The organism is Streptomyces lavendofoliae (assembly GCF_014649735.1).
Lineage (GTDB): Bacteria > Actinomycetota > Actinomycetes > Streptomycetales > Streptomycetaceae > Streptomyces > Streptomyces lavendofoliae.
In genome coordinates this window covers 361,578-381,849 of the sequence record NZ_BMTP01000007.1, presented here as the reverse complement: position 1 = coordinate 381,849, position 20,272 = coordinate 361,578, and the positions used below count along the sequence as shown (strand labels likewise).

Sequence of the window (20,272 nt, the reverse complement as noted above, 5' to 3'; positions counted from 1 at the left end):
CGCTGTCACTGGCCGTCAGGCCCCAGCGTCGTCGTCGTCGACTTGGCCTTGGCGGTGTACGCGACCGCCGCGGTGGCGTTGAACTCCACGTCGCCGTCGGGGCAGCTGGAGGAGAAGCCCTTGGCCGCCGACACCTTGGTGACGTACGACCAGCCGGTCGGCGGGTTGCTCCACGTCGTGGAGCCGGAGATGGGATTGGTGCGGTAGAGGTTGACGTCCCTCTTGTCGCAGTTCGCCGACCAGATCTCGTACGCGGTGAACGTCGCGTTCAGGATCTTCTTGCCCGCCACGCGGCGGGTGTCGAACTGGAAGAGCGACTTGGCCTTCTTGTTGTCGACGTAGGCGTCGTACCCCACGCCCAGAGCGTGCGAGGTCTTCCAGAACGACGTGCCCGACGAGCTCGACCAGATGGTCGTCCAGCCGGTCAGGCTGGCGCTCACCGCCGGAGGGTCGATGACGACCGGGTAGGTGGTGTCGGCCGCCGACAGGAACGAACGGTCGGGTGTCAGGGAGAGCGCGCCGCCGGCCATGGAGACGTCCGCGACGGCGGTCTTCGCCGCCGGGTCGGCGAGCAGGGGGCCGTCCTCGCCGCCCGTCCCGGCGGCGGCCGTGGTGAGCGAGGCGTGCCGGGCCGTGGCCGCCGCGGGCGCTGCCGGGGCGTGTGCGGAGTCCCACATCAGCGCGGCGCTGCTGGAGAAGACCGCGTGCCCGCCGGCGTCCACGAGGGAGACGCTGCCGCTCGGCGAGGTTTTGACCGTCAGGCCGGTGGTCCGCACGGGGAAACGTATCTTCGCCAGCGCCGGGTCGGCCGCCGCCCGGCGCGAATGGACCACCAGGTTCTGGGTGAAGCCGTCGGGACGCACCTGCACCACCAGGTCGATCCCCGGGCGCACCGACTCGTAGACCGCCAGGGAGCCGTCCACCCGGGGGGCGGGCAGCTTCCACGGCGAGCCCAGCTCGTACGTCCTGCCGTCGCGGGTCATGGTCGCCAGAGGGGCGTCACCCCCGCCGGACAGCACCACGTCCTGCGCCGCCTTCGGGACCAGTCTGCCGTCCGCGCGGGCGACCAGCGAGGTGTCGACCGGCACCCACGCCCCGCCCTTGCGGACGCGCTCGGGAACGGGCGAGGTCTCCACCGTGAACGTTCCGTCGCTGTTGGCGAAGACCCGGTTCGTCTCGTTCGTCAGCGAGCCGACCTCGACCCGCTGCCCCTTGGCCACGGCCTGCTCCGACGCCTTCTGCTCCGCCGACTTGGCGGGCAGCTCGTCGTCCTGCCAGAACGCCTTGCCCCGCGCGGCCTCGTCGGCGGGAACGCGTGAGGTCACCTCCCGGGATTCCGCGTCGTCCGGCGTGGTGGCGGCCCGGGCGTCGGCGAGCGACGTGGTGAACACGCCCCCGACAGCCAGCAGGGCGACCGCACTTGCCGCTACCCCCCGCACCGCTCCACCGCGGTGCCTACTTCTGGTCACTCTGCCGCACTCACAATCTGAGGATTACGTGAAGATCGGATAAGCGGAGCGACTTTACGGTCCGAATCCAGGCGGGTCCAGACCTGTTTTCGACGGCCAAGCGGATCATTACTCACTCAATCGGATGAATCGTCAGGTGATTCACGCCACGGCGTCCCGGAGCCGTGGCGCTCGGCGGAAGCGGCGTCCGTCACACCGCCCCGGCGCCCGCGCGGCGGTCCAGGAAGGACGTCACCGCCGCGCCGCCGGCGTACGGGGCGAGCAGCCGGGCCGTGCCGGCCAGCATGGTGCGGATGCGGCTCGACTGGACCTGGACCAGCAGGTCCAGCACCCGTTCCCCGGTCGCGGCGGCCTCCTCCGGCGCGCCGCCGCGCGCCAGGTCCGCCGCCAACTGGGCGCGGTACAGCGCCAGGTTGCGGGTGAAGCGCGGGTCCTGGAGGACCACCGCGCGGTGCGCGTGCATGGCGGCGCGGGGCCAGTCGCCGAGCGCCGACCAGCACTGCGCCTCCAGCGCCTCCAGCTCCGGCTCGCCGAAGAAGGACATCCACTCCGGATCCGCGTCGCCCGGACCGCGCCCGAACCGCTGGTGCGCCCGGCCGAGGGCCTCCTCGCACGCCACCCGGTCGCCCAGCCCCGCCCAGCCGCCCGCCTCCCGCAGCGTCAGCAGGGCGAGCAGGCGCGGTGAGGGCAGGTGCCGGGCGGCCCGCTGCCCGGCCTGCGCCGCCCGCACCGCCTCGCGGTACCGGCCGGTGTCCCTGGCCAGGAACGAGGTGTTGGAGAAGGCGTGGGCCTCCAGGGCCGGATCGCCCGCCACGCGCGCGGTGGCCAGCGCCTCCGCGTAGTGGGAACGGGCGTCGTCGAGGCGGCCGGAGTCGTGCGCCAGCCACCCCACCGACAGCGCCAGTTCGCCGGCGCCCACCTGCATCCGGTCGGCCGTCGACCGGCGGACGGCCGTGCCCGTGTCGAGCAGCGCGTACGCGGTGCGCAGCGGCTCGGCGGCCATCCGGTACAGCCGGTCGGCGCCGTGCCGGTCGTCGAGCAGGCGGATCCGCCGGACGGTCTCCTCGACGGCGTGCACCTCGGTCTCGCCGAACCTGCCCCCGGGGCGCGGCGCCGGGACGGTGGCGCCGAGACCGAGCGAGGCGGCCGCCACGGTGGCGGTGCCGCCCGTCATGAATGCGCGACGCAGCACGTCGCTCTCCTCATCGTTCCGGATGGTGATCTGTGACGCCGGTACGGGGGCGCCGGCCGCGGCCCGCGCCCGCCGGCCGCGTACGTGCTCCCGGGCGGCGAACCCGAGGTCCGTCAGGGACAGGCCCGGGAACATGTGCAGGAACACCCGTTCATAGGCGTAGTTGGGACAGCGGATCTCGCCCGACTCCACACGCCCGACGTAGCGCGCGTCGCAGGCGACCTGCTCGCCGATCTCCCGGGCGGCCCTGCGGACCGCCGCCGCGAACTCCCCGGGTGAGCGCTGTCCGCGCAGGCGGCGGAAGGCGAGGTTGGGAACTGCCCGTGACGTCGCCATGGCCGAGCCCTCTCCCGCGTACCGCGTGCCGTTGTTCCGGCGGGGCTAGAACGTACCTGGTGTGACAGGCCGGATACACAGAGTTCGCCTGCAAATCGGATATCTCGCGCGTGATCCGCCATGAACTGCCATCCTTTGCGGCGGCGTGCCGCCGTAGCCGTTGACGCGCGGGAGCGTTGAACCATGTGGAGAGACGCCACGTGTCTCCACACGGGGACTCGAGCGAGGAGGGATCCCTTGTTGGAGGTCGGCATGCAGGCGAACCCGCAGTCCGGCGGTGCGTCGGGTACCACCGCGGAGCACTGGCCGACGCCGGACGCGAGTGCCCCGCCCGAAGAGGGCGAACCCTGCGATCTGGTGACCGTCCCGGCCCGGCAGGGCCTGGAGGCCGTCGACATCCTGCGCCGCGGCGGCGCCCCACTGGTCGGGCCGGTGCTGCACGACGGCTCGTGCGACACCCTGGGCTTCCTGGTGCCGCCGGGCACCGCCGCCGGCTGGGACATGCCCGGCAGCGCCTGCACCCGGACCTCCGGGCGGGGGCTGCGGATCCCGCCCCTCCCGGGGTCCGAGCCGGAGCCCCCCGCCTCCGGTACCGGCTGGCTGCTCCCACCGGACGACACCGGCCCGGTCACCGACCCGGTGGTGCTCCGCGAAGCCCTCGGTGAGGCCGCCCGCCTGATCGAGGCCGCCGACAACTGCCGGTGAGGGCGGTGGCCGCGGGCCGGTGGACGGCGCCTCCTCCGCCGCGTCCACCGGCCCGCGGCCGCCGTCGCGAGTCCTCCGCCGGCCGCCGTGGGGCAGGGGCCGGGCGGGACGACCGATAATGGCCGGATGGCAAGGAACAAGCGGCGCGGGCGGGCGGCGGGGCCCGAGGCCGTCGTCGAGACCGTGGCCGGCGGGGTCGCCGAGCTCATACCCGACCCCCAGCGGGCGAGGGCCTGGACCCTGGTCCTCGACGGGGCGCCCCAGTCGCACGTGGACCTGGACGAGCCGGACCGGCTGGAGTTCGCCTACCAGCGGCGGCTCGGCCATGTGATCGACCTCGTCGCCCCGCCGGGCCGCCCCCTGAAGGCCCTCCACCTCGGCGGCGGCGCCTTCACGCTCGCCCGGTACGTCGCCGCCACCCGGCCCCGCTCCACCCAGCAGGTCGTCGAGGTCGACGAGGCCCTCGTCACCCTGGTCCGCCGGGAGCTGCCGCTCGACCCCGGCGCCCGCGTCCGGGTACGCGCCGCCGACGCCCGCGCCGGGCTCGGCAAGCTGCCGGACGGCTGGGCGGACCTGGTCGTCGCGGACGTCTTCAGCGGCGCCCGCACCCCCGCGCACCTCACCAGCACCGAGTTCCTCGCCGAGGTGCTGCGCGTCCTCGCGCCCGGCGGGCACTACGCCGCCAACCTCGCCGACGGGCCGCCCCTGGCCCACCTGCGCGGCCAGATCGCCACCGCCGCCGCCGTCTTCCCCGAACTCGCGCTCGCCGCCGACCCGGCCGTGCTGCGCGGGCGCCTCTTCGGCAACGCCGTCCTCCTCGCCTCCCACACGGCGCTGCCCGTCGCGGAGCTGACCCGGCGGGTCGCGACCGACCCGCACCCGGGGCGCGTGGTGCACGGCCGGGAGCTGACCGACTTCACGGGCGGGGCGGCCGTCGTCACCGACGCGAGCGCCAAGGACTCGCCCGCCCCGCCCGCCTCCGCGTTCCGGTGAGCCGGCCGGCCCGGCGGCGGCCGGGCCTCTACCGCTCGTCGATCTGCACCATCGGCGCGTGGTCGTGCCACGTGCAGAAGACGTCGATCTCCTTGCCGTCCCGGCCGAACGTCACCCGGATGTACGTCGGCTGCTTCCACACCTGCATCTGCCAGCCGGGGGCGGGCGTCGCCGACACCAGCTCCGCCGACGCCGCGCCGATGTCGAACACCACCCGGCCGCCGTCGACGGTGTAGCTCTTCACCTGGCCGTCGCTCGCGGGCGGCGTGCTCGACGGCGGCGGCGCGGGGGCCGGCGGGCGCGAGGGAGCGGCCGGCGGCTCGCGGTCCGGGGCGGACGAGGTCGCCGGGGGCGGCGTGGGACTCGGTGCCGTGGGCGTCGGGGAAGGCTCCGGGCGCCGGGTGGACGAAACCCGCGGCGACGTGCTCGGGGTCGTCGCCGGGCGGTCGGCGGTGATCGGCAGGGCGCGCGGCGGGTCGTACGCCGTCCCGGCCATCACGGTGTGCACGCCCCACCACGACAGAGTGACCGCCGCGCCCGTGGCGAGCGACCACGCCACGGCGTGCAGGAGTCCTCTACGCATCCGGGTCATCCTGCACCACGCGTCCCGGAGGTCAACACCGGTCCCCCTCATTCCGCCTTATGGCGTACGGTGCCGCCCATGGCAAGTGTGCTCGTGGTCGAGGACGACCAGTTCGTGCGCTCCGCCCTCATCCGGCACCTGACCGAGGCCTCCCACACCGTACGGAGCGTCGGCACGGCACTGGAGGCGCTGCGCGAGGTCGCCCACGTCCGCTTCGACGTCGTCATCCTGGACCTCGGACTGCCCGATCTGGACGGGTCAGAGGCGCTGAAGATGCTCCGCGGCATCACCGACGTACCGGTGATCATCGCGACCGCGCGGGACGACGAGGCCGAGATCGTACGGCTCCTCAACGACGGAGCCGACGACTACCTCACCAAGCCGTTCTCCGTGGAGCACCTGTCCGCGCGGATGGCCGCCGTGTTGCGCCGCTCCCGCGCCGCCGGCGAGGCCCCGCCCAGCAGTGTCCTGCGCGTCGGCGGGCTCACCGTCGATCCGCTGCGGCGCCAGGCCGAACTGGACGGCGTCCGGCTGGACCTGACGCGGCGCGAGTTCGACCTCCTGGCGTTCCTGGCCGGCCGCCCCGGCGTGGTCGTGCCCCGCAAGGAGCTGCTCGCCGAGGTGTGGCAGCAGTCGTACGGGGACGACCAGACCATCGACGTCCACCTGTCGTGGCTGCGGCGCAAACTGGGCGAGACCGCCGCCGACCCGCGCTACCTGCACACCCTGCGGGGCGTCGGCGTGAAGCTGGAGCCGCCGCGGTGAGGTGGGCGCTGGTGAAGGTGGCGCTGGCCGTCACGGTGATGGTCGTGGTCGCGTTCGCCGTGCCCCTGGGGCTCGTCATCAAGGAGATGGCCCGCGACCGGGCCTTCACCAACGCCGAACGGCAGGCCGCCGCCATCGGCACCTCCCTGTCCATCACCACCGACCGCGCCCAGCTCGACCGGGCCGTCGCCTCCACCCAGGCGGGCGCCGCCGGGCGCCTGGCCGTGCACATCCCGGCGTCCCCGGGCGCCGGGCCCACGGAGATCGGCACGGGCCGGGCCGCCACGAAGGACCTGGCCACCGTCCAGCGCGTACCGAGGGCCTCCCTCACCGAGGTGCCCGGCGGTTTCGCGCTGCTCCAGCCGACCGCCATCAGCACCGGCCAGATCGCGATCGTCGAGGTGTTCGTCCCCGAGGGCGAGGTCACCAACGGCCTGGCCACCGCGTGGCTGATCCTCGCCGGCGTGGGCGCCGGACTGGTCGTCGGCTCGGTCGCCGTCGCCGACCGGCTCGGCGTCCGCATGGTGCGGCCCGCCCAGCGGCTCGCGCACGCGGCCCACGAGCTGGGGGAGGGCAAGCTCGGCGCGCGCGTCCCGGAGGACGGGCCCACCGAGCTGAAGTCCGCCGCCATCGCCTTCAACTCCATGGCCGACCAGGTCGTCCAGCTCCTCGCCAACGAACGCGAGCTGGCCGCCGACCTGTCCCACCGGCTCCGTACGCCGCTGACGGTGCTGCGCCTCAACACCGCATCGCTCGGCGACGGGCCGGCCGCCGAACAGACGCGGGCGGCCGTGGCGCAACTGGAGCGTGAGGTCGACACCATCATCCGTACGGCCCGGGAGGCCAAGCCGCAGACCCAGCCGGCCGGACCCGGTGCCGGGTGCGACGCCTCCGAAGTGGTGCGGGAGCGGATGGAGTTCTGGTCGGCGCTCGCCGAGGACGAGGGCCGTACGGTGCGCCTCGCGGGCGTCGACCGCCCCGTCCGCATCCCCGTCGCCCGCCCGGAGCTGGTCGCCGCGCTCGACGCCCTGCTCGGCAACGTCTTCCGCCACACCCCGGAGGGCACCGCCTTCTCGGTGGACGTGCACAACGGGGACGACGCCGTCATCGTCCTCGTCTCGGACGCGGGGCCCGGCATCGCCGACCCGGAGGCCGCCATGGCGCGCGGCAACAGCGGGGCGCGGGACGGTTCGACGGGGCTCGGGCTGGACATCGTGCGCCGGGTCGCCGAGTCGACCGGCGGGGACGTACGCATCGGGCGCTCCGTCCTCGGCGGTACGGAGGTCCGCGTCTGGATCGGGCTGGACGGGTGGCGCGGCCCCTCCGAGGGCCGCAGGCGCGGACACCGCGTGAAGCGCCGGCGGCTCCGCGCCCAGCACTGACCGCTCGTCCAGCACTGACCGCTCGCCCGCATTGATCGGCTCCCATGGCTTCCTTGAGCGGAGCCTAAGGTTCGCAACGACCGCCCCTCAGACTCGGGCTCCCGGACGCGGCGGCGTGGAAGACGGTCGCCGTCACGCCGATGATCGGCGTCAACGACGTCACCACCGAGGTCTTCACGGTCGACGACGCCGCGCAGCCCGATCCTCCAGCAGCCGCCGGCCTTCACCAAGGCGTTCGCCGCCTACCGCTGGCCACCCCTCCGGCAATCCGGCCGGGCCCGCCCCTCCTCCCGCCCCGCGCTCACCCCTTCACCGCGCCCTGCATGATGCCGCCGACGATCCGGCGGCCGAACACCACGAACACCAGCAGCAGGGGCAGGGTGCCCAGCAGGGCGCCCGCCATGATGACCGACTGGTCGGGGATGTAGCCCCGGCCGAGGCCGGTCAGCGCCACCTGGACCGTCGGGTTGCTCTGGGTGAGGGCGATGATCGGCCAGAAGAAGTCGTTCCAGGACATCACGAACGTCAGCATGGCCAGGACCGCCATCGCCGGCCGGGCCGCCGGGAAGACGACGTGCCACATCACCCTCGGGCCGCTCGCCCCGTCCACCCGGGCCGCCTCGACCAGCTCGGTGGGCAGCGCCGTCACCAGGTACTGGCGCATGAAGAACACCCCGAAGCCGCTCACCAGGGCCGGCAGGACGACCGACTGGAGCCGGTCCGTCCAGGACAGCTCGGCGACCAGCATGAACAGCGGGACGACACTGAGCTGCGGCGGCACCATCATCGTGCCGACCACCAGCAGCAGAAGCAGGTCCTTGAAGCGGAAACGCAGCTTGGCGAAGGCGAAGCCGGCGAGCGTGGAGAACAGGACCGTGCCCGCCGCGACCGTGCCCGCCACGATCGTCGTGTTGAGCAGCGCCGTCCCCATGGCGGCGTCCGTCCAGGCGGCGGCCAGGTTCTCCGGCAGGTCGTCCCCGAACCAGAGGGGCGGCGGTGTCCGCGCCAGCCGGCCGTTGCTGCCGGACGCCGCGACCGCCGTCCACACGAGCGGGAACAGCGACACCACGGTCAGCACGATCAGCGCGGCGTACGTCAGCACCCCCGCGCGGGCCCGTTGCCTCACCCCGTCCTCCTCCGGTACGCGCCCGCCAGCGCGACGACCGCCCCGGCGAGCAGCAGGATCAGGAACATCGCCCACGCGATCGCCGAGGCGCGGCCCAGGTGCAGGTTCACCCACCCCTGCTCGTACAGGTACAGCCCCAGCGTCTGGAACTGGTGGTCCGAGCCGCCCGTCGCGCCCGCGCTGCCGTTGAACAACAGCGGCTCGCCGAACAGCTGGGTGGCGCCGATCGTCGACACGACGCACGTGAACAGGATCGTCGGCCGCAGCGACGGCACGGTGACGTGCGCGAACTGCCGCCAGCGGGAGGCTCCGTCCAGCGCCGCCGACTCGTACAGCTCGCCGGGGACGGCCTGGAGAGCGGCGAGGTAGATCAGCGCGTTGTAGCCGGTCCACCGCCAGATGACGATGGTGGACACCGCGAACTGCGAGGTCCACCGGCCGTTCTGCCAGTCGACCGGATCGGCGCCGGCCAGCCCGAGCGCCCAGTTGACCAGCCCGAAGTCCCTGCCGAAGAGCAGCACGAAGACGAGCGTCGCGGCGGCGACCGAGGTGGCGTACGGGGTGAGGGCGACGACCCGGAAGAACGTCGAGCCGCGCAGCCGGTGGTGCAGCAGGTGCGCGATGCCCAGCGCCATGAGCAGTTGCGGCACGGTCGACATCAGGCCGATGGTGACCGTGTTCCGCAGCGCGTTCCAGAAGAACTCGTCGGTGAGCAGCCGGGAGTAGTTCCGCAGCCCCACCCACTCCATGTCGGTGGGCGCGGTCAGCTCCACCCGGTGCAGCGAGGCCCAGCCCGTGTAGAGGAGCGGGAAGAGCCCGAACGCCGCGAAGAACACGAAGAACGGCGCGAGGTACGCGTACGGGCTCCACCGCGCCGCCCACCGGTGCGTCCGGCCGCGCCGGGCGGTCCGCTCCGCACGGGGGCCGGACACGGGGGCCGTCGTGCCGCTCAGCATGCCGGTCACAGGTCCAGCGCGTTGTCGATGGTCCGGACGGCCGCGTCCCAGCCGTCCTCGGGCCGCCGGCCCCGCTGGTCGACCTGCAGCATCCCGACGTCGGCCAGGTTCTGCGCGATGACCAGGTCCTTGGGGCCGAGGATCGTGACCGGGACGCCCCGGGCGGCACGGGTGAAGATCCGGCCGATCGGGGCGTCGCCGAAGTACGGGTGCCGGGCGCCGGCGACCGCCGGGAGGGCGTGGGCGGCGGAAGCGCTCGGGAAGCTGCCGCGCCGTTCGAACAGCCGCGCCTGCTGCGCGGGCGCCGTCAGCCACGCGGCCAGCCTCGCCGCCTCGGCGCGGTGCCGGCCGGACTTCGGTACGACGAGGAAGGAGCCGCCCCAGTTGGCGGGCCGGGGCGCGGCGGCCACGTCCCACACGTCCTCGGCGGCCGGGCCCGCCTTGTCCTCGATGTAGCCGAGCATCCAGGCCGGGCAGGAGACGGTGGCGAAGGTCCCGTTGGCGTACGCCTGGTCCCAGGAGGGGGTGAACTGCTGGAGCCGGGCCGTCAGGCCCTCGGTGGCGAACGCGGCGGCGATGTCCCACGCCTCCCGCACGGCGGGGTTCGACTTGTAGACGACGGTGCCGTCCTCGTCGTAGTACCGCCGGGCGCTGCCGCCGGTGATGGCCGACAGGACCCCGGAGGCCGAGTCCACGAAGGAGGTGCCCGCCGGAGCCCGGTCCCGGTACCGCTTGCCCGTCCCCAGGTACCGGCGCCAGTCGCCCGCCCACAGCCGGCCGACCGCGTCGCGGTCGGTGGGGAGCCCGGCCCGGGCGAAGAGGTCCTTGCGGTAGCAGACGGCCTGCGGCCCGATGTCGGTGCCCAGGCCGACCGTGCGGCCGTCCCGGGTGGTGGCCTGCCGCCACTTCCACGGCAGGAAGTCCGCGCGGCGCACCCCCGGGGCCCGGCCCAGGTCCTCCAGCCGGTCCGCCTGGGTGGCGGTGACCTCCGCGATGTTGATGGCCTCGACCGCCTGGACGTCGGCGAGTCCGCTGTCGCTCACGAGGTGGGTGAGGAGCTGCGGGTAGTAGTTCTCGTTGCGCTGGATGGACGTCTGCTTGATCACCACGTCCGGGTGGAGCCGCGTGTACGCGTCGTACAGCCCGGCCTCCTCGTAGCCGAACGACCCGAAGAGACCCACGGTCAGGACGGTCCGGCCGGCCGGGTCGCCGCCGCCCGGGCCGCACCCGGCGGCCGGGGCGGCGGTGAGCGCCACGACGGCGGCGACCAGCAGGGCCCGGCCGCGGAACCCGCGGAAGAGTGCGCGCATGAGCCGATTGTGTACGCACCCGGGGCCCCGACGCGCCGAGGCCCCGGTGCGGGACCGGGGCCTCGGCCGGTACTCGCCGGTGCCGGTTACGCCCCGTCGAGGGCGGGCAGCTCACCCGAACGGGCCACCCGCGCGTACCAGTGCGCGGTCGCCTTCGGGGTGCGCCGCTGCGTCTCGTAGTCGACGTGCACCGCGCCGAACCGCTTGGCGTAGCCGTACGCCCACTCGAAGTTGTCCAGCAGCGACCACAGGAAGTAGCCGCGGACGTCCGCACCGTCGGCGATCGCCCGGTGCACCGCCTCCAGGTGGCCGTGCACGTACGCCAGGCGCCGCGGGTCGTGCACCGTGCCGTCGGCGCCGACCTCGTCCTCGAACGCCGCGCCGTTCTCGGTGATCAGCAGCGGCAGCCCCGGGTGCTCGCCGGCCACCCGCAGCAGCAGGTCGTACAGGCCCGTCGGGTCGATCGCCCAGCCCATCGCGGTGCGCTCGCCGGGCGGCTGGTGGAAGGCGACGTCCTCCGAGCCGGGCCACGGCGAGTAGGCGCTGGCGCCGTGTCCGTCGTTGCGCGGGGCCTCGTCGCCCTCGCGGGTCGCCGCCACCAGGGTCGGCGTGTAGTAGTTGATGCCCAGGTTGTCCAGGAGCTGGTTGATGTCGGTGAGGTCACCGGGGCGGACGAACTCCCAGTCGGTGAGGTGCGCGGTGTCCCGCAGCAGGTCCTCCGGATAGGCCCCCTTCAGCATCGGGCCGAGCCAGATCCGGTTGCCCACCGCGTCGATCCGGCGCACCGCGTCCAGGTCCCCGGGCGCGGAGGTGAGCGGCCGCAGTTCGTGCAGGTTGAGCGACACGGACATCTCCGCGCGCGGCGGCAGCGCGGCGCGCAGCGCCTGGACGGCCAGCCCGTGCCCCAGGTTCAGGTGGTGGGCGGCGCGCAGGGCGGCGACCGGGTCCGTACGCCCCGGGGCGTGGACACCGGAGCCGTACCCGAGGAAGGCGGTGCACCACGGCTCGTTGAGCGTGGTCCAGCGCCCGACGCGGTCGCCCAGCGCGCCCGCGACGATCCCGGCGTACTCGGCGAACCGCTCGGCCGTGGCGCGGTGCGGCCAGCCGCCCGCGTCCTCCAGCTCCTGCGGCAGGTCCCAGTGGTACAGCGTCAGCACCGGCTCGATGCCGTGCCCGAGCAGGTCGTCCACCAGCCGGCGGTAGAAGTCCAGCCCCTTCTGGACGGCCGGGCCGCGCCCGGTCGGCTGCACGCGCGACCAGGACACGGAGAACCGGTACGCGGTCAGCCCCAGGTCGGCCATGAGCCGTACGTCGTCGTGGAACCGGTGGTAGTGGTCGACCGCCACATCACCGGTGTGGCCCTCGAAGACCTTCCCGGGCGTGTGGGAGAAGGTGTCCCAGATGGAGGGGGTTCGGCCGTCCTCGGTCGCCGCCCCCTCGATCTGGTAGGCGGCGGTCGCCGCGCCCCACAGGAAGCCGGGCGGGAACCGGCGGGTGGCGGTGAGCGGCAGGGAATCGGACGCAGTCATACGGGAGCGCTCCCAACGCGGAAGAGGGTGCAGGACTTCGGACTGTGCGGTCGTGTACGCGATCGGTCGTGCGCGGTCAGCTCTTGACCGCGCCCGAGGTGATGCCCCCCACGATGTGCTTGCCGAGCAGGGCGAAGACCAGCAGCAACGGAAGGGTGGAGATCAGCGCGCCGGTGAGCACGATCGCCTGGTTGATGGTGTGGTTGCCCGAGCCGAGACCGGCGAGCGCCACCTGGAGGGTCGGGTTGCCGTCCGGCGTGAGTGCGATGAAGGGCCAGAAGAAGTCGTTCCAGGACTGCACGAACACCAGCATGCCCAGCACGGCCATCGCGGGCCGGGCGACCGGGAAGACCACGTGCCAGATGATCCGCAGGCTGTGCGCGCCGTCCACCCGCGCGGCCTCCACCAGCTCCACGGGCAGCGCCTCCAGCAGGTACTGGCGCATGAAGAACACCCCGAAGGCGGCCACCAGGGACGGCAGCACCACCGACTGGAGCTGGTCCACCCAGCCCAGGTCGGTGATGATCCGGTACAGCGGGATCACACTGAGCTGCGGCGGGATCGTCATCGTCGCCACGACCAGGGCCAGCAGGACGTTGCGGCCCCGGAAGGGGAGCTTGGCGAAGGCGAAGCCGGCCAGGGTCGAGAACAGCACCGTCGACAGCGCCACCAGCCCTGCCACCACCGTGGTGTTGACCAGCGCCTCGCCCATGTCCACCTGGTTCCAGGCGAAGGTGAGGTTGTCGAACAGGTGCGGACCCGGCAGCAGCGGCGCCGGGGCCTCCACGACCCGCTCGCCCGTGTGCGAGGCGGCGACGAGGTTCCAGTACAGCGGGAAGAGCGAGACCAGGGCGGCCAGGCCCAGCAGGACGTACGTCAGCGGGCCCGCGTGGTGCTGGCGCCCCGCCGTCTGCTTGATCTTCACGTGGTCTCCCTGTTCAGACGGGCGACGAGCAGCCGGACTCCGCCGATCAGCAGCAGGAGCAGGAGCATCACCCAGGCGATGGCGGACGCCTGTCCCAGCGCCCCGGTGATCCAGCCCTTCTCGTACATCAGCAGGCTCAGCGTCTGGAACTGGTTGCCGCTGCCGCCGCTGACCCCGAGACTGCCGCCGTAGAGCATCGGCTCGCCGAACAGCTGGGTGGCGCCGATCGTCGACACGACGACGGTGAACAGGATCGTCGGCCGGATCGACGGGATCGTCACGCTGATGAACTGGCGCCAGCGCGAGGCACCGTCCAGCGAGGCGGCCTCGTACAGGTCCTGGGGCACGGCCTGCATGGCGGCGAGGTAGATCAGCGCGTTGTAGCCGGTCCACCGCCAGATGACGATCACGGAGATCGCGATCTGCGCGGGCCACTTGGACGACTCCCAGTCGACCGGGTCGAAACCGACCCAGCCGAGGACGGAGTTGATCAGCCCGTAGTCGCTGTTGAACAGCTGCGCGAAGACGAGCGTCGCGGCGGCGATCGACGTGGCGTACGGCGCCAGTACGGCGACCCGCAGGAAACCCCGGCCGCGCAGCCTGTAGTTGAGCAGGTGGGCCAGGCCAAGCGCCATGAGCAGCTGCGGAACGGTGGAGATGACACCGATGGTGAAGGTGTTCGCCAGCGCGTTCCAGAAGAAGGAGCTGTCCCACAGGCCCGTGTAGTTGTCGAACCCGCGCCACTGCGCCTCCCCGCCCAGCTCCACCCGGTGCAGCGAGAGCCACCCCGTGTAGATGAGCGGGAAGAGCCCGAAGGCGGCGAAGCAGAGGAAGAAGGGGGCGACGAAGGCGTACGGGGTCGCCTTCAGGTCCCAGCGGTAGAGGCGGCTGCGCCAGGTGCCGGAGCTCCCTGGGGCCCTGCCCCCGGAACCCTTGCGGCTCCCGGAGCCCTTGGGGCCTCCCGGGCCACGGGTCGGCGGCGGCAGCGGGGAGGGGGGCGCGGGCGGATCGGGCGGCGACGCGCCGTCGGTCGTCGCGCGGGCGGAGGTGGCCACGAGGGCGTCCTTCCAGGCGGGTGGGCGGGCGGGTGCGAGTGGTGACAAGGGTGTGCGGGGCGGGTTCGGGGTGCGCGGGGTGCCGGGTGCGGGTCAGGTGCCGCGGAGCCGGCCGTGGTGCCGACCGGCCCCGGGGGCCGGTGCGGGACCGCGCGAGAGGCGCCCCGGCGGCGGATCGGCGGCGGGCAGGCGGGCGACGGCGCCTGCCGGGAGGGCGGGTCGGCCGTGCCGGCGACCTGGCCGGGTGGCTGCCCCGCCGACCCCGAGGAGCCGGGGCCCGGGGCCCCGTCCGGCGCGTGGACCGGGACCACTCCGTGGGCGGCGCCGGGACCCGGACGGGCGGCCCCGGCGGGGAGGCGCGCCGGGTCCGGCGGGGCGGCCGGCCGTCTGGGGAGGGCCCGTGCGCCGGTGCCGGCCCCTGGGCCCCGGGTGCTCGGCGGGGTGCCGTCCGCCGGCGCGGCGCGGGCCCGGCGGGGTGACCCGGCGGCGGTCCCGCGCCGGGCCGCCCCCGCAGGCGGTACCGGGTGCCGCCCGGCGGGGGAGCGCCGGCGGCACCCGGCCCGGCCGTTACTGGTCGATCTTGTCGTCGATCAGCTTCTTGACGTTCTCCCAGGCGGCGTCCGGCGCGGTCCCGCGCTGCTCGATGTCGAGGATGCCGTTGTCCGTGATGAACGTCTTCACCTGGCCGTCGTAGCGGCTGACCGGCGCGGGGCTGATCCCGGCCGCCGCCTCCGAGTAGATCTGCCCGACCGGGGTGTCACCGAAGTACGGGATCTTGGCGGTCTGGACCGTCGCCGAGGCGAGCGTCTTCTTGGTGGAGGGGATGTTGCCGTTCACCCCGAACACCTTGGCGTGCTGCTCCGGTGCCGTCAGCCACGCGGCCAGCTTCGCGGCCTCCTCGGCGTGCTTGCCGGCCTTCGGGACGGCGAGGAAGGACCCGCCCCAGTTGCCGGCGACCGGCGGGCGGGCGATGTCCCACTTGCCCTTGTTGGCGGGGCCGGCCTGGTCCTTGATGATGCCCGTCATCCAGCTCGGGCAGGCCACGGTGGCGAACTTCGAGTTCTTGAACCCGGCGTTCCACGTGCCCTTCTCGTCGAACTGCCGCAGCTTCGCGGTGATGCCGCTCCGCGCGGCCTCGACGGCGAGGTCCCAGGCCGTGCGGACGCCCGGGCTCGTCTCGTACGCCAGCTCGCCCTTGTCGTCGGCGTACTGCTGCGGCTGGCTGGAGAGCACGGCGTTGAACAGACCGCTGGCGGAGTCGTGGAAGGCCGTCCCCGCGGGGGCGTTCTTCTGGTACGTCTTGCCGGTGGCGACGAACTTCGCCCAGTCGCCCGCCCACAGCCCGGCGACCTTGGTGCGGTCCGTGGGCAGCTTGGCCTTGGCGAAGAGCTCCTTGTTGTAGCAGATGGCCATGGGGCCGATGTCGGTGCCGAGGCCGATGACCCTGCCGTCGGCCGTCGTCGCCTGCTTGACCTTCCACTCCAGGAAGGCGGTGGTGTCGGCGCCGCCCGTCTTCGACAGGTCGACCCACTTGTTCGCCATGGTGGGGCCGATGGCCTCGGCGATGTATCCGACCTCGATGGCCTGGATGTCGGCCACGCCGCTGTTGCGCGACAGGCGCAGCTTCAGGGTGTCCCAGTACTTCTGGCCGTCGGCCACGTTCGACTCGACGATCTTGATGTTCGGGTTGAGCTTCTCGTACTCGGCGTAGAGCTTGGCGCCGTTCTTGTTGTCGTAGCCGAACGAGCCGAACGTGCCGATGCGCAGGGTGATCTTCCCGTCGGCGGCGGCGCCGTCCGTCCCCGTGCCGTCCGTGCTGCATCCGGTCAGCAGGATCGCTCCGGCCGTCAGCGCCGACAGCGCCGCGACGGTCGCTGATCCGGGGCGGCGGCGTCCGCCCGTCATTCTGGAAGTGCGCATTCCACTCTCCTCGTCCAGGTGGTGCTGGTGTGCGCGCGAAGGGAGGTCCGGGTCGGCTTTCAGCGGCTCGGCGGCGGCCGGGTCGGACAGCGGTGCGGGGCGGTGGGAGCGCTCCCACACCGCCATGCCCGGAAGGTTGCTGCCTGTCGGGGGTGGGTGTCAAGACACGAGCGGAAAATGGCCGGCGCCGGAGGCGTTCCCGGACCCTCCGGATCACAGGTGGCGGCGGGTGGTGTTTTCCTCTACGGTGGGAGCGCTCCCACGCCGGTTGCCGGCACCGGTACTCCCCCTGGGCCGGTCCAGGGGGCACCCTCTAGGTTGACGGTGACCAAGTCACCACCTCGTTGCGGGGTGCGGCGTTCGATGGGAGACCCATGGCGGTGAGCGGACGGCAGACCGGCAGACCCACGCTGGAAGAGGTCGCGGCCCGGGCGGGGGTCGGGCGCGGGACCGTGTCCCGGGTCATCAACGGCTCGCCCCGGGTCAGCGACCGGGCCAAGGAGGCCGTCGGCCAGGCCATCGCCGAGCTGGGGTACGTACCCAACCGCGCGGCCCGCGCGCTGGCCGGCGCCCGCACGGACGCCATCGCCCTGGTGATCCCCGAGACCGAGTCCCGCCTGTTCGCCGAGCCCTACTTCCTCGACATCATCCGGGGCGTCAGCGCCGAACTCGCGGACGCGGACATGCAACTGCTGCTGACCCTGATCCGCTCCAGCAAGGAGCGGCAGCGCTTCGAGCAGTACCTGTCCGCCCAGCGCGTGGACGGCGTCCTGCTGGTCTCCGTCCACGGGGACGACCCCCTGCCCGACCTGGCGCGGGAGCTGGGCGTGCCCGCCGTGCTGAACGGCCGCCGCTCCGCCGGTGAGCGCGTCGCCTACGTGGACTCCGACAACGTGGGCGCCGGCCGCTCGGCGGTCGACCACCTCACCGGCCGCGGCTGCCGCCGGGTCGCGACGATCACCGGTCCGCTCGACATGTACGTGGCGCGCTGCCGCCTGGACGGCTACCGGCAGGGTGTCGAGGCGGCGGGGCTGCCGGCCGACGACCGGCTGGTCGCCGCCGCCGACTTCACCGAGGAGGGCGGCCGCCGCGCCATGCGCGAGCTGCTGGATCGCTGCCCGGACGTGGACGGTGTCTTCGCCGCGTCGGACGTCATGGCGGCGGGCGCCCGGGGCGTGCTGCGCGAGGCGGGCCGGCGCGTCCCCGACGACGTGGCGCTCATCGGCGTCGACGACTCGGCGGTGGCCCGCCTCATGGACCCGCCGCTCACGAGCGTGCGCCAGCCGATCGAGGAGATGGGCCGCCGCATGGCCCGCGCCCTCCTCCGGGAGATCACCGGCGCCGACCCCGAGCCCTGCCGGGTCGTGCTGCCGACGGAGCTGGTGGTCCGCGACTCGGCGTGAGGGTCCGCCCCCGCGGGGCGCCCTCGGCCGGTTGCCCGCCGGGTCGGACGCCCGGCTGGCCGCCCCGTCGCGCCGGGTCGCCCACCTCGCGCCGGCGGTCCCACCGCCGACGGGTGCGCGGCCGGTCCGTTCCTCCGTACGGGCGGCGCCCGTCGCCCCGTACGACCGGACGCCCGTCCCTCCGTACACCGAGCGCCCCGCCCGCTCACCAGGACACCCGCCCCGTCCGCACGGCCGGCGCGTCCGTCCGGTGAGTGACGGCACGTCTCCGCCCCCGGCGGCCCTTTGGCGGCACCGGGGGCGGAGCTCAGGGAGCGAAGGAGGTGATCAGAGCGCCGGGTGGGCGTTCTTCAGCAGCTCCTGGAACTGGGCCGAGAACCAGTGGCCCGCGACCGGGGCGTTCGGCAGCGCGCCGGACATGCTGTTGCCGTTGCGCGCGTTGCCCGTGTACGTCGGGTCGCACATCCGGTCGAAGCCCTTGCCCTCGTCGTTCGGGATCTGGCTGCTCGACCCGTCGGACTCGCCCGGGGGCTTCATCCACACGTACGCGTCGATGCCCGCCGCCGGCGCGGCCTTCGGGCGTTCACCGAGACCGGCACCCGCCTGGTTGCACCAGTTGCCGAGGTGGATGCGCCGGTCGTAGCGACCGCCGTTGACGTACGTGTCGACGTTGGTCGTCGCGCCCGGACCGGCCGGCCGGGCCGTGCCGCCCCAGCCGTTGCGGGAGGTGTCGATCAGCATGCCGAGGTTCTGGTCGAACCCGAGCGAGACCAGCTTGGCGCGCATGGCCTGGGCGTACGACAGCTCGTCGGTGTACCGGTTCCAGTCGACCCACTTCGACTGGCGCACGGACACGCCGTTGACCGAGTCCTCGATCTTGAAGTGGTCCTCCTTCAGCGCGCTGTAGTTGGCCGTGTTGACGATGAAGCCGTGCACCTTGGAGACCGTCGAGCCCTCGGCGGTCGCGGCCTGCTTGAACAGTTCGGCCGACGGGCCGAAGTTGTCGTCCCAGCCCAGCCAGCCGTGGTGGCCGGCGTCCACGTAGTTGTAGACGTTGCCGATCGCGCCGAGCTTGTTCAGCGCGTACCCGACGCCCTTGATGTAGTTGCCGTTGGCCTTCATCACGTCGCAGTTGGGCGTGGCGGTCGCGCGCGGGGACACGTTGGTGACCAGGTTCGGCAGGGAGTCGATCTCCACGGTCGTGACGATCCGCAGGCCCGCGTACTTCGGGTCGGCGAGGATCGTGGCGATCGGGTCGATGTACTGGGTCTTGTACTTGTCGATCTCCGTCGGGCCCAGCTCGCCGTTGGAGGCGAGCGCGGCGCAGTCGCGGCCCGGCAGGTTGTAGATCACCAGCTGGACGGCGAGTTCGCCGGTGCCCTTCTGGCGCAGCGCCTCGTCGAGGTGTGCCCGCAGGCCCATGCCGCCGTTCACGCCGTTGATGGCGGCGATCCGGTCCAGCCACACACCGGTGGGCTGGTTGGAGATCCGGCTGCCGCCCGGTTCGGCGGCGGCCTTCGCGGACCATTCGGGGTTCACGTACACCTTGGCGCCCGCGTACGGGTTGTCGACGCGGCTGCCGGTCGGCGGCGGGTCGGTCGGGCCGGGGCCCGGGTCCGTCGCGCCGTTGCAGGTCACGCCGTTCAGCTTGAACGTCGTGGGGACGGCGTTGGTACCGCTGTACGAGGCGTTGAACCCGAAGGAGGTCGACCCCCCGGTGGCCAGGCTGCCGTTGTACGGGGCGTTCCGGGCGGTGACGGTCGCGCCGGACTGCGTGGCGGTGGCGTTCCACGCCTGGCCGATGCGCTGGTTGCCCGCGTAGGTCCACTCCAGGGCCCAGGAGCTCACCGGGTCACCGGTGTTGGTGACGGTGACGTTGGCACCGAAGCCGGTGCTCCACTGGTTGGTGACCTGGTAGTCGACCCGGCAGCCGGGCGCGGCGGCGCCGGCCTGGGCGGTCAGCGCGGTGGCGGTGGCACCGGTCGCGGCCATCAGGGTGCAGGCGGCCAGGAGGGCGGTACGGCGGCGGGAGGGCGGTGCGGCGCTTCGGGTGCGGCTCATGGTGCGGCTCATCTCCGGTGTTACCTCTCGGTCGTGGGCACGTGCGGGTGGTCGCCCGGCCCGGTGACGGACGTGTGCGGATATGTGCGGGTCGTACCGTCGTCGCTGATCACAGGGCGGAATGCCCGGGTGTACGGATCAGGGGTGGTGCGCGGGGATCACGCGTACGGCTTCGCCGGTCTCACTCGCCACGGCGTGCACGGTGGCGGGTGGTGGGAGGGGCGAACGCCGGGCGGCCCGTGCCGCGTGCAGGCGCCCTGTCCTCGGGGCGTACGTGCGGGGGTGTCGCATGAGCGACTCCTTGCAGCTCGGGCGCGCACCTGACGACGCGCCGACTGAATGGAACCGCTCCCACTGGTGCAGCAGACCGTAGCGGCAAGTGCCGTCAAGGAACAGAGTGTTCGTCAATTTTCATTGTCGAAGTTCTTCGACTCTTCAAGCACCTTGACCCCCCGGTCCCCTCTCCTCATAGTGGGAGCGCTCCCACTGGTTCACAGCTTGTGCACGACGCGTCACGCCGGGCGGGCCGGGCTGCTCACGGCCCGCCACGGACACCCCCACG

16 protein-coding genes and 1 pseudogene are annotated in these 20,272 nt (G+C 73.2%); 6 read left to right on the top strand and 11 right to left on the bottom strand.

Annotated features, from left to right (window positions below; all coding sequences use genetic code 11):
• Nucleotides 1–5: 5 nt before the first annotated feature.
• Nucleotides 6–1,391 (bottom strand): hypothetical protein, encoded by a 1,386-nt coding sequence (locus IE109_RS33185; RefSeq protein WP_229891105.1) that lies wholly within the window; start codon nt 1,389–1,391, stop codon nt 6–8.
• A gap of 268 nt (nt 1,392–1,659) precedes the next feature.
• Nucleotides 1,660–2,997, bottom strand: a complete 1,338-nt coding sequence (locus IE109_RS16345; protein WP_189551601.1) for an NsdA family TPR-like regulatory protein — start codon at nt 2,995–2,997, stop codon at nt 1,660–1,662.
• 252 nt (nt 2,998–3,249) lie between these two features.
• Here IE109_RS16345 and IE109_RS16340 point away from each other — a divergent pair, with 252 nt between their 5' ends.
• Together IE109_RS16340 and IE109_RS16335 are read left to right on the top strand one after the other, a co-directional pair.
• The gene (locus IE109_RS16340) at nt 3,250–3,702 is read left to right on the top strand and encodes a hypothetical protein (protein ID WP_189551600.1); all 453 of its coding nucleotides are present in this window, start codon (nt 3,250–3,252) and stop codon (nt 3,700–3,702) included.
• 126 nt (nt 3,703–3,828) lie between these two features.
• Nucleotides 3,829–4,695, top strand: a complete 867-nt coding sequence (locus IE109_RS16335; RefSeq protein ID WP_189551599.1) for a spermidine synthase — start codon at nt 3,829–3,831, stop codon at nt 4,693–4,695.
• Between the two features lie 28 nt (nt 4,696–4,723).
• On the opposite strand, the gene IE109_RS16330 is transcribed toward IE109_RS16335, so the two are convergent.
• On the bottom strand, nt 4,724–5,287 hold the full coding sequence (locus tag IE109_RS16330; protein WP_189551598.1) for a hypothetical protein: 564 nt from the start codon (nt 5,285–5,287) through the stop codon (nt 4,724–4,726).
• A gap of 69 nt (nt 5,288–5,356) precedes the next feature.
• On the opposite strand from IE109_RS16330, the gene IE109_RS16325 reads away from it, so the two are divergent.
• The 3 genes and pseudogenes from IE109_RS16325 to IE109_RS34030 all read left to right on the top strand — a co-directional run.
• Nucleotides 5,357–6,043, top strand: a complete 687-nt coding sequence (locus tag IE109_RS16325; protein ID WP_189551597.1) for a response regulator transcription factor — start codon at nt 5,357–5,359, stop codon at nt 6,041–6,043.
• Nucleotides 6,040–7,425, top strand: a complete 1,386-nt coding sequence (locus IE109_RS16320; protein ID WP_189551596.1) for a HAMP domain-containing sensor histidine kinase — start codon at nt 6,040–6,042, stop codon at nt 7,423–7,425. The genes IE109_RS16325 and IE109_RS16320 overlap by 4 nt, the downstream gene beginning before the upstream one ends.
• A gap of 92 nt (nt 7,426–7,517) precedes the next feature.
• Nucleotides 7,518–7,622, top strand: a pseudogene (locus IE109_RS34030) (chitinase); the annotation flags it as partial.
• Between the two features lie 104 nt (nt 7,623–7,726).
• Here the strand turns inward: IE109_RS34030 and IE109_RS16315 are convergent.
• The 7 genes from IE109_RS16315 to IE109_RS16285 all read right to left on the bottom strand — a co-directional run bounded on the left by IE109_RS16315 (nt 7,727) and on the right by IE109_RS16285 (nt 16,246).
• A complete protein-coding gene (locus tag IE109_RS16315) occupies nt 7,727–8,626 on the bottom strand; it encodes a carbohydrate ABC transporter permease (protein ID WP_189551595.1) in 900 nt (299 codons plus the stop codon).
• Entirely contained in the window at nt 8,548–9,507 is a 960-nt protein-coding gene (locus tag IE109_RS16310; RefSeq protein WP_189551637.1) for a carbohydrate ABC transporter permease, read from the bottom strand. The genes IE109_RS16315 and IE109_RS16310 overlap by 79 nt, the downstream gene beginning before the upstream one ends.
• 5 nt (nt 9,508–9,512) lie before the next feature.
• Nucleotides 9,513–10,817, bottom strand: a complete 1,305-nt coding sequence (locus IE109_RS16305) for an ABC transporter substrate-binding protein (RefSeq protein ID WP_189551594.1) — start codon at nt 10,815–10,817, stop codon at nt 9,513–9,515.
• 86 nt (nt 10,818–10,903) lie between these two features.
• Nucleotides 10,904–12,346, bottom strand: coding sequence for a GH1 family beta-glucosidase (locus tag IE109_RS16300; protein WP_189551593.1), 1,443 nt, complete (start codon nt 12,344–12,346; stop codon nt 10,904–10,906).
• A 76-nt stretch (nt 12,347–12,422) separates the two neighbouring features.
• On the bottom strand, nt 12,423–13,346 hold the full coding sequence (locus IE109_RS16295; RefSeq protein ID WP_373297717.1) for a carbohydrate ABC transporter permease: 924 nt from the start codon (nt 13,344–13,346) through the stop codon (nt 12,423–12,425).
• On the bottom strand, nt 13,268–14,326 hold the full coding sequence (locus tag IE109_RS16290) for a carbohydrate ABC transporter permease (protein WP_189551591.1): 1,059 nt from the start codon (nt 14,324–14,326) through the stop codon (nt 13,268–13,270). The genes IE109_RS16295 and IE109_RS16290 overlap by 79 nt, the downstream gene beginning before the upstream one ends.
• Nucleotides 14,327–14,893: 567 nt before the next feature.
• Nucleotides 14,894–16,246 (bottom strand): ABC transporter substrate-binding protein, encoded by a 1,353-nt coding sequence (locus tag IE109_RS16285; protein WP_189551636.1) that lies wholly within the window; start codon nt 16,244–16,246, stop codon nt 14,894–14,896.
• A 374-nt stretch (nt 16,247–16,620) separates the two neighbouring features.
• Between IE109_RS16285 and IE109_RS16280 the strand changes: the two genes are divergently transcribed.
• The gene (locus IE109_RS16280) at nt 16,621–17,649 is read left to right on the top strand and encodes a LacI family DNA-binding transcriptional regulator (protein WP_189551590.1); all 1,029 of its coding nucleotides are present in this window, start codon (nt 16,621–16,623) and stop codon (nt 17,647–17,649) included.
• A gap of 327 nt (nt 17,650–17,976) precedes the next feature.
• Here the strand turns inward: IE109_RS16280 and IE109_RS16275 are convergent, their stop codons facing one another.
• Complete coding sequence (locus tag IE109_RS16275) at nt 17,977–19,710, bottom strand: glycoside hydrolase family 6 protein (RefSeq protein WP_189551589.1); 1,734 nt, start codon at nt 19,708–19,710, stop codon at nt 17,977–17,979.
• Between the last annotated feature and the right edge of the window lie 562 nt (nt 19,711–20,272).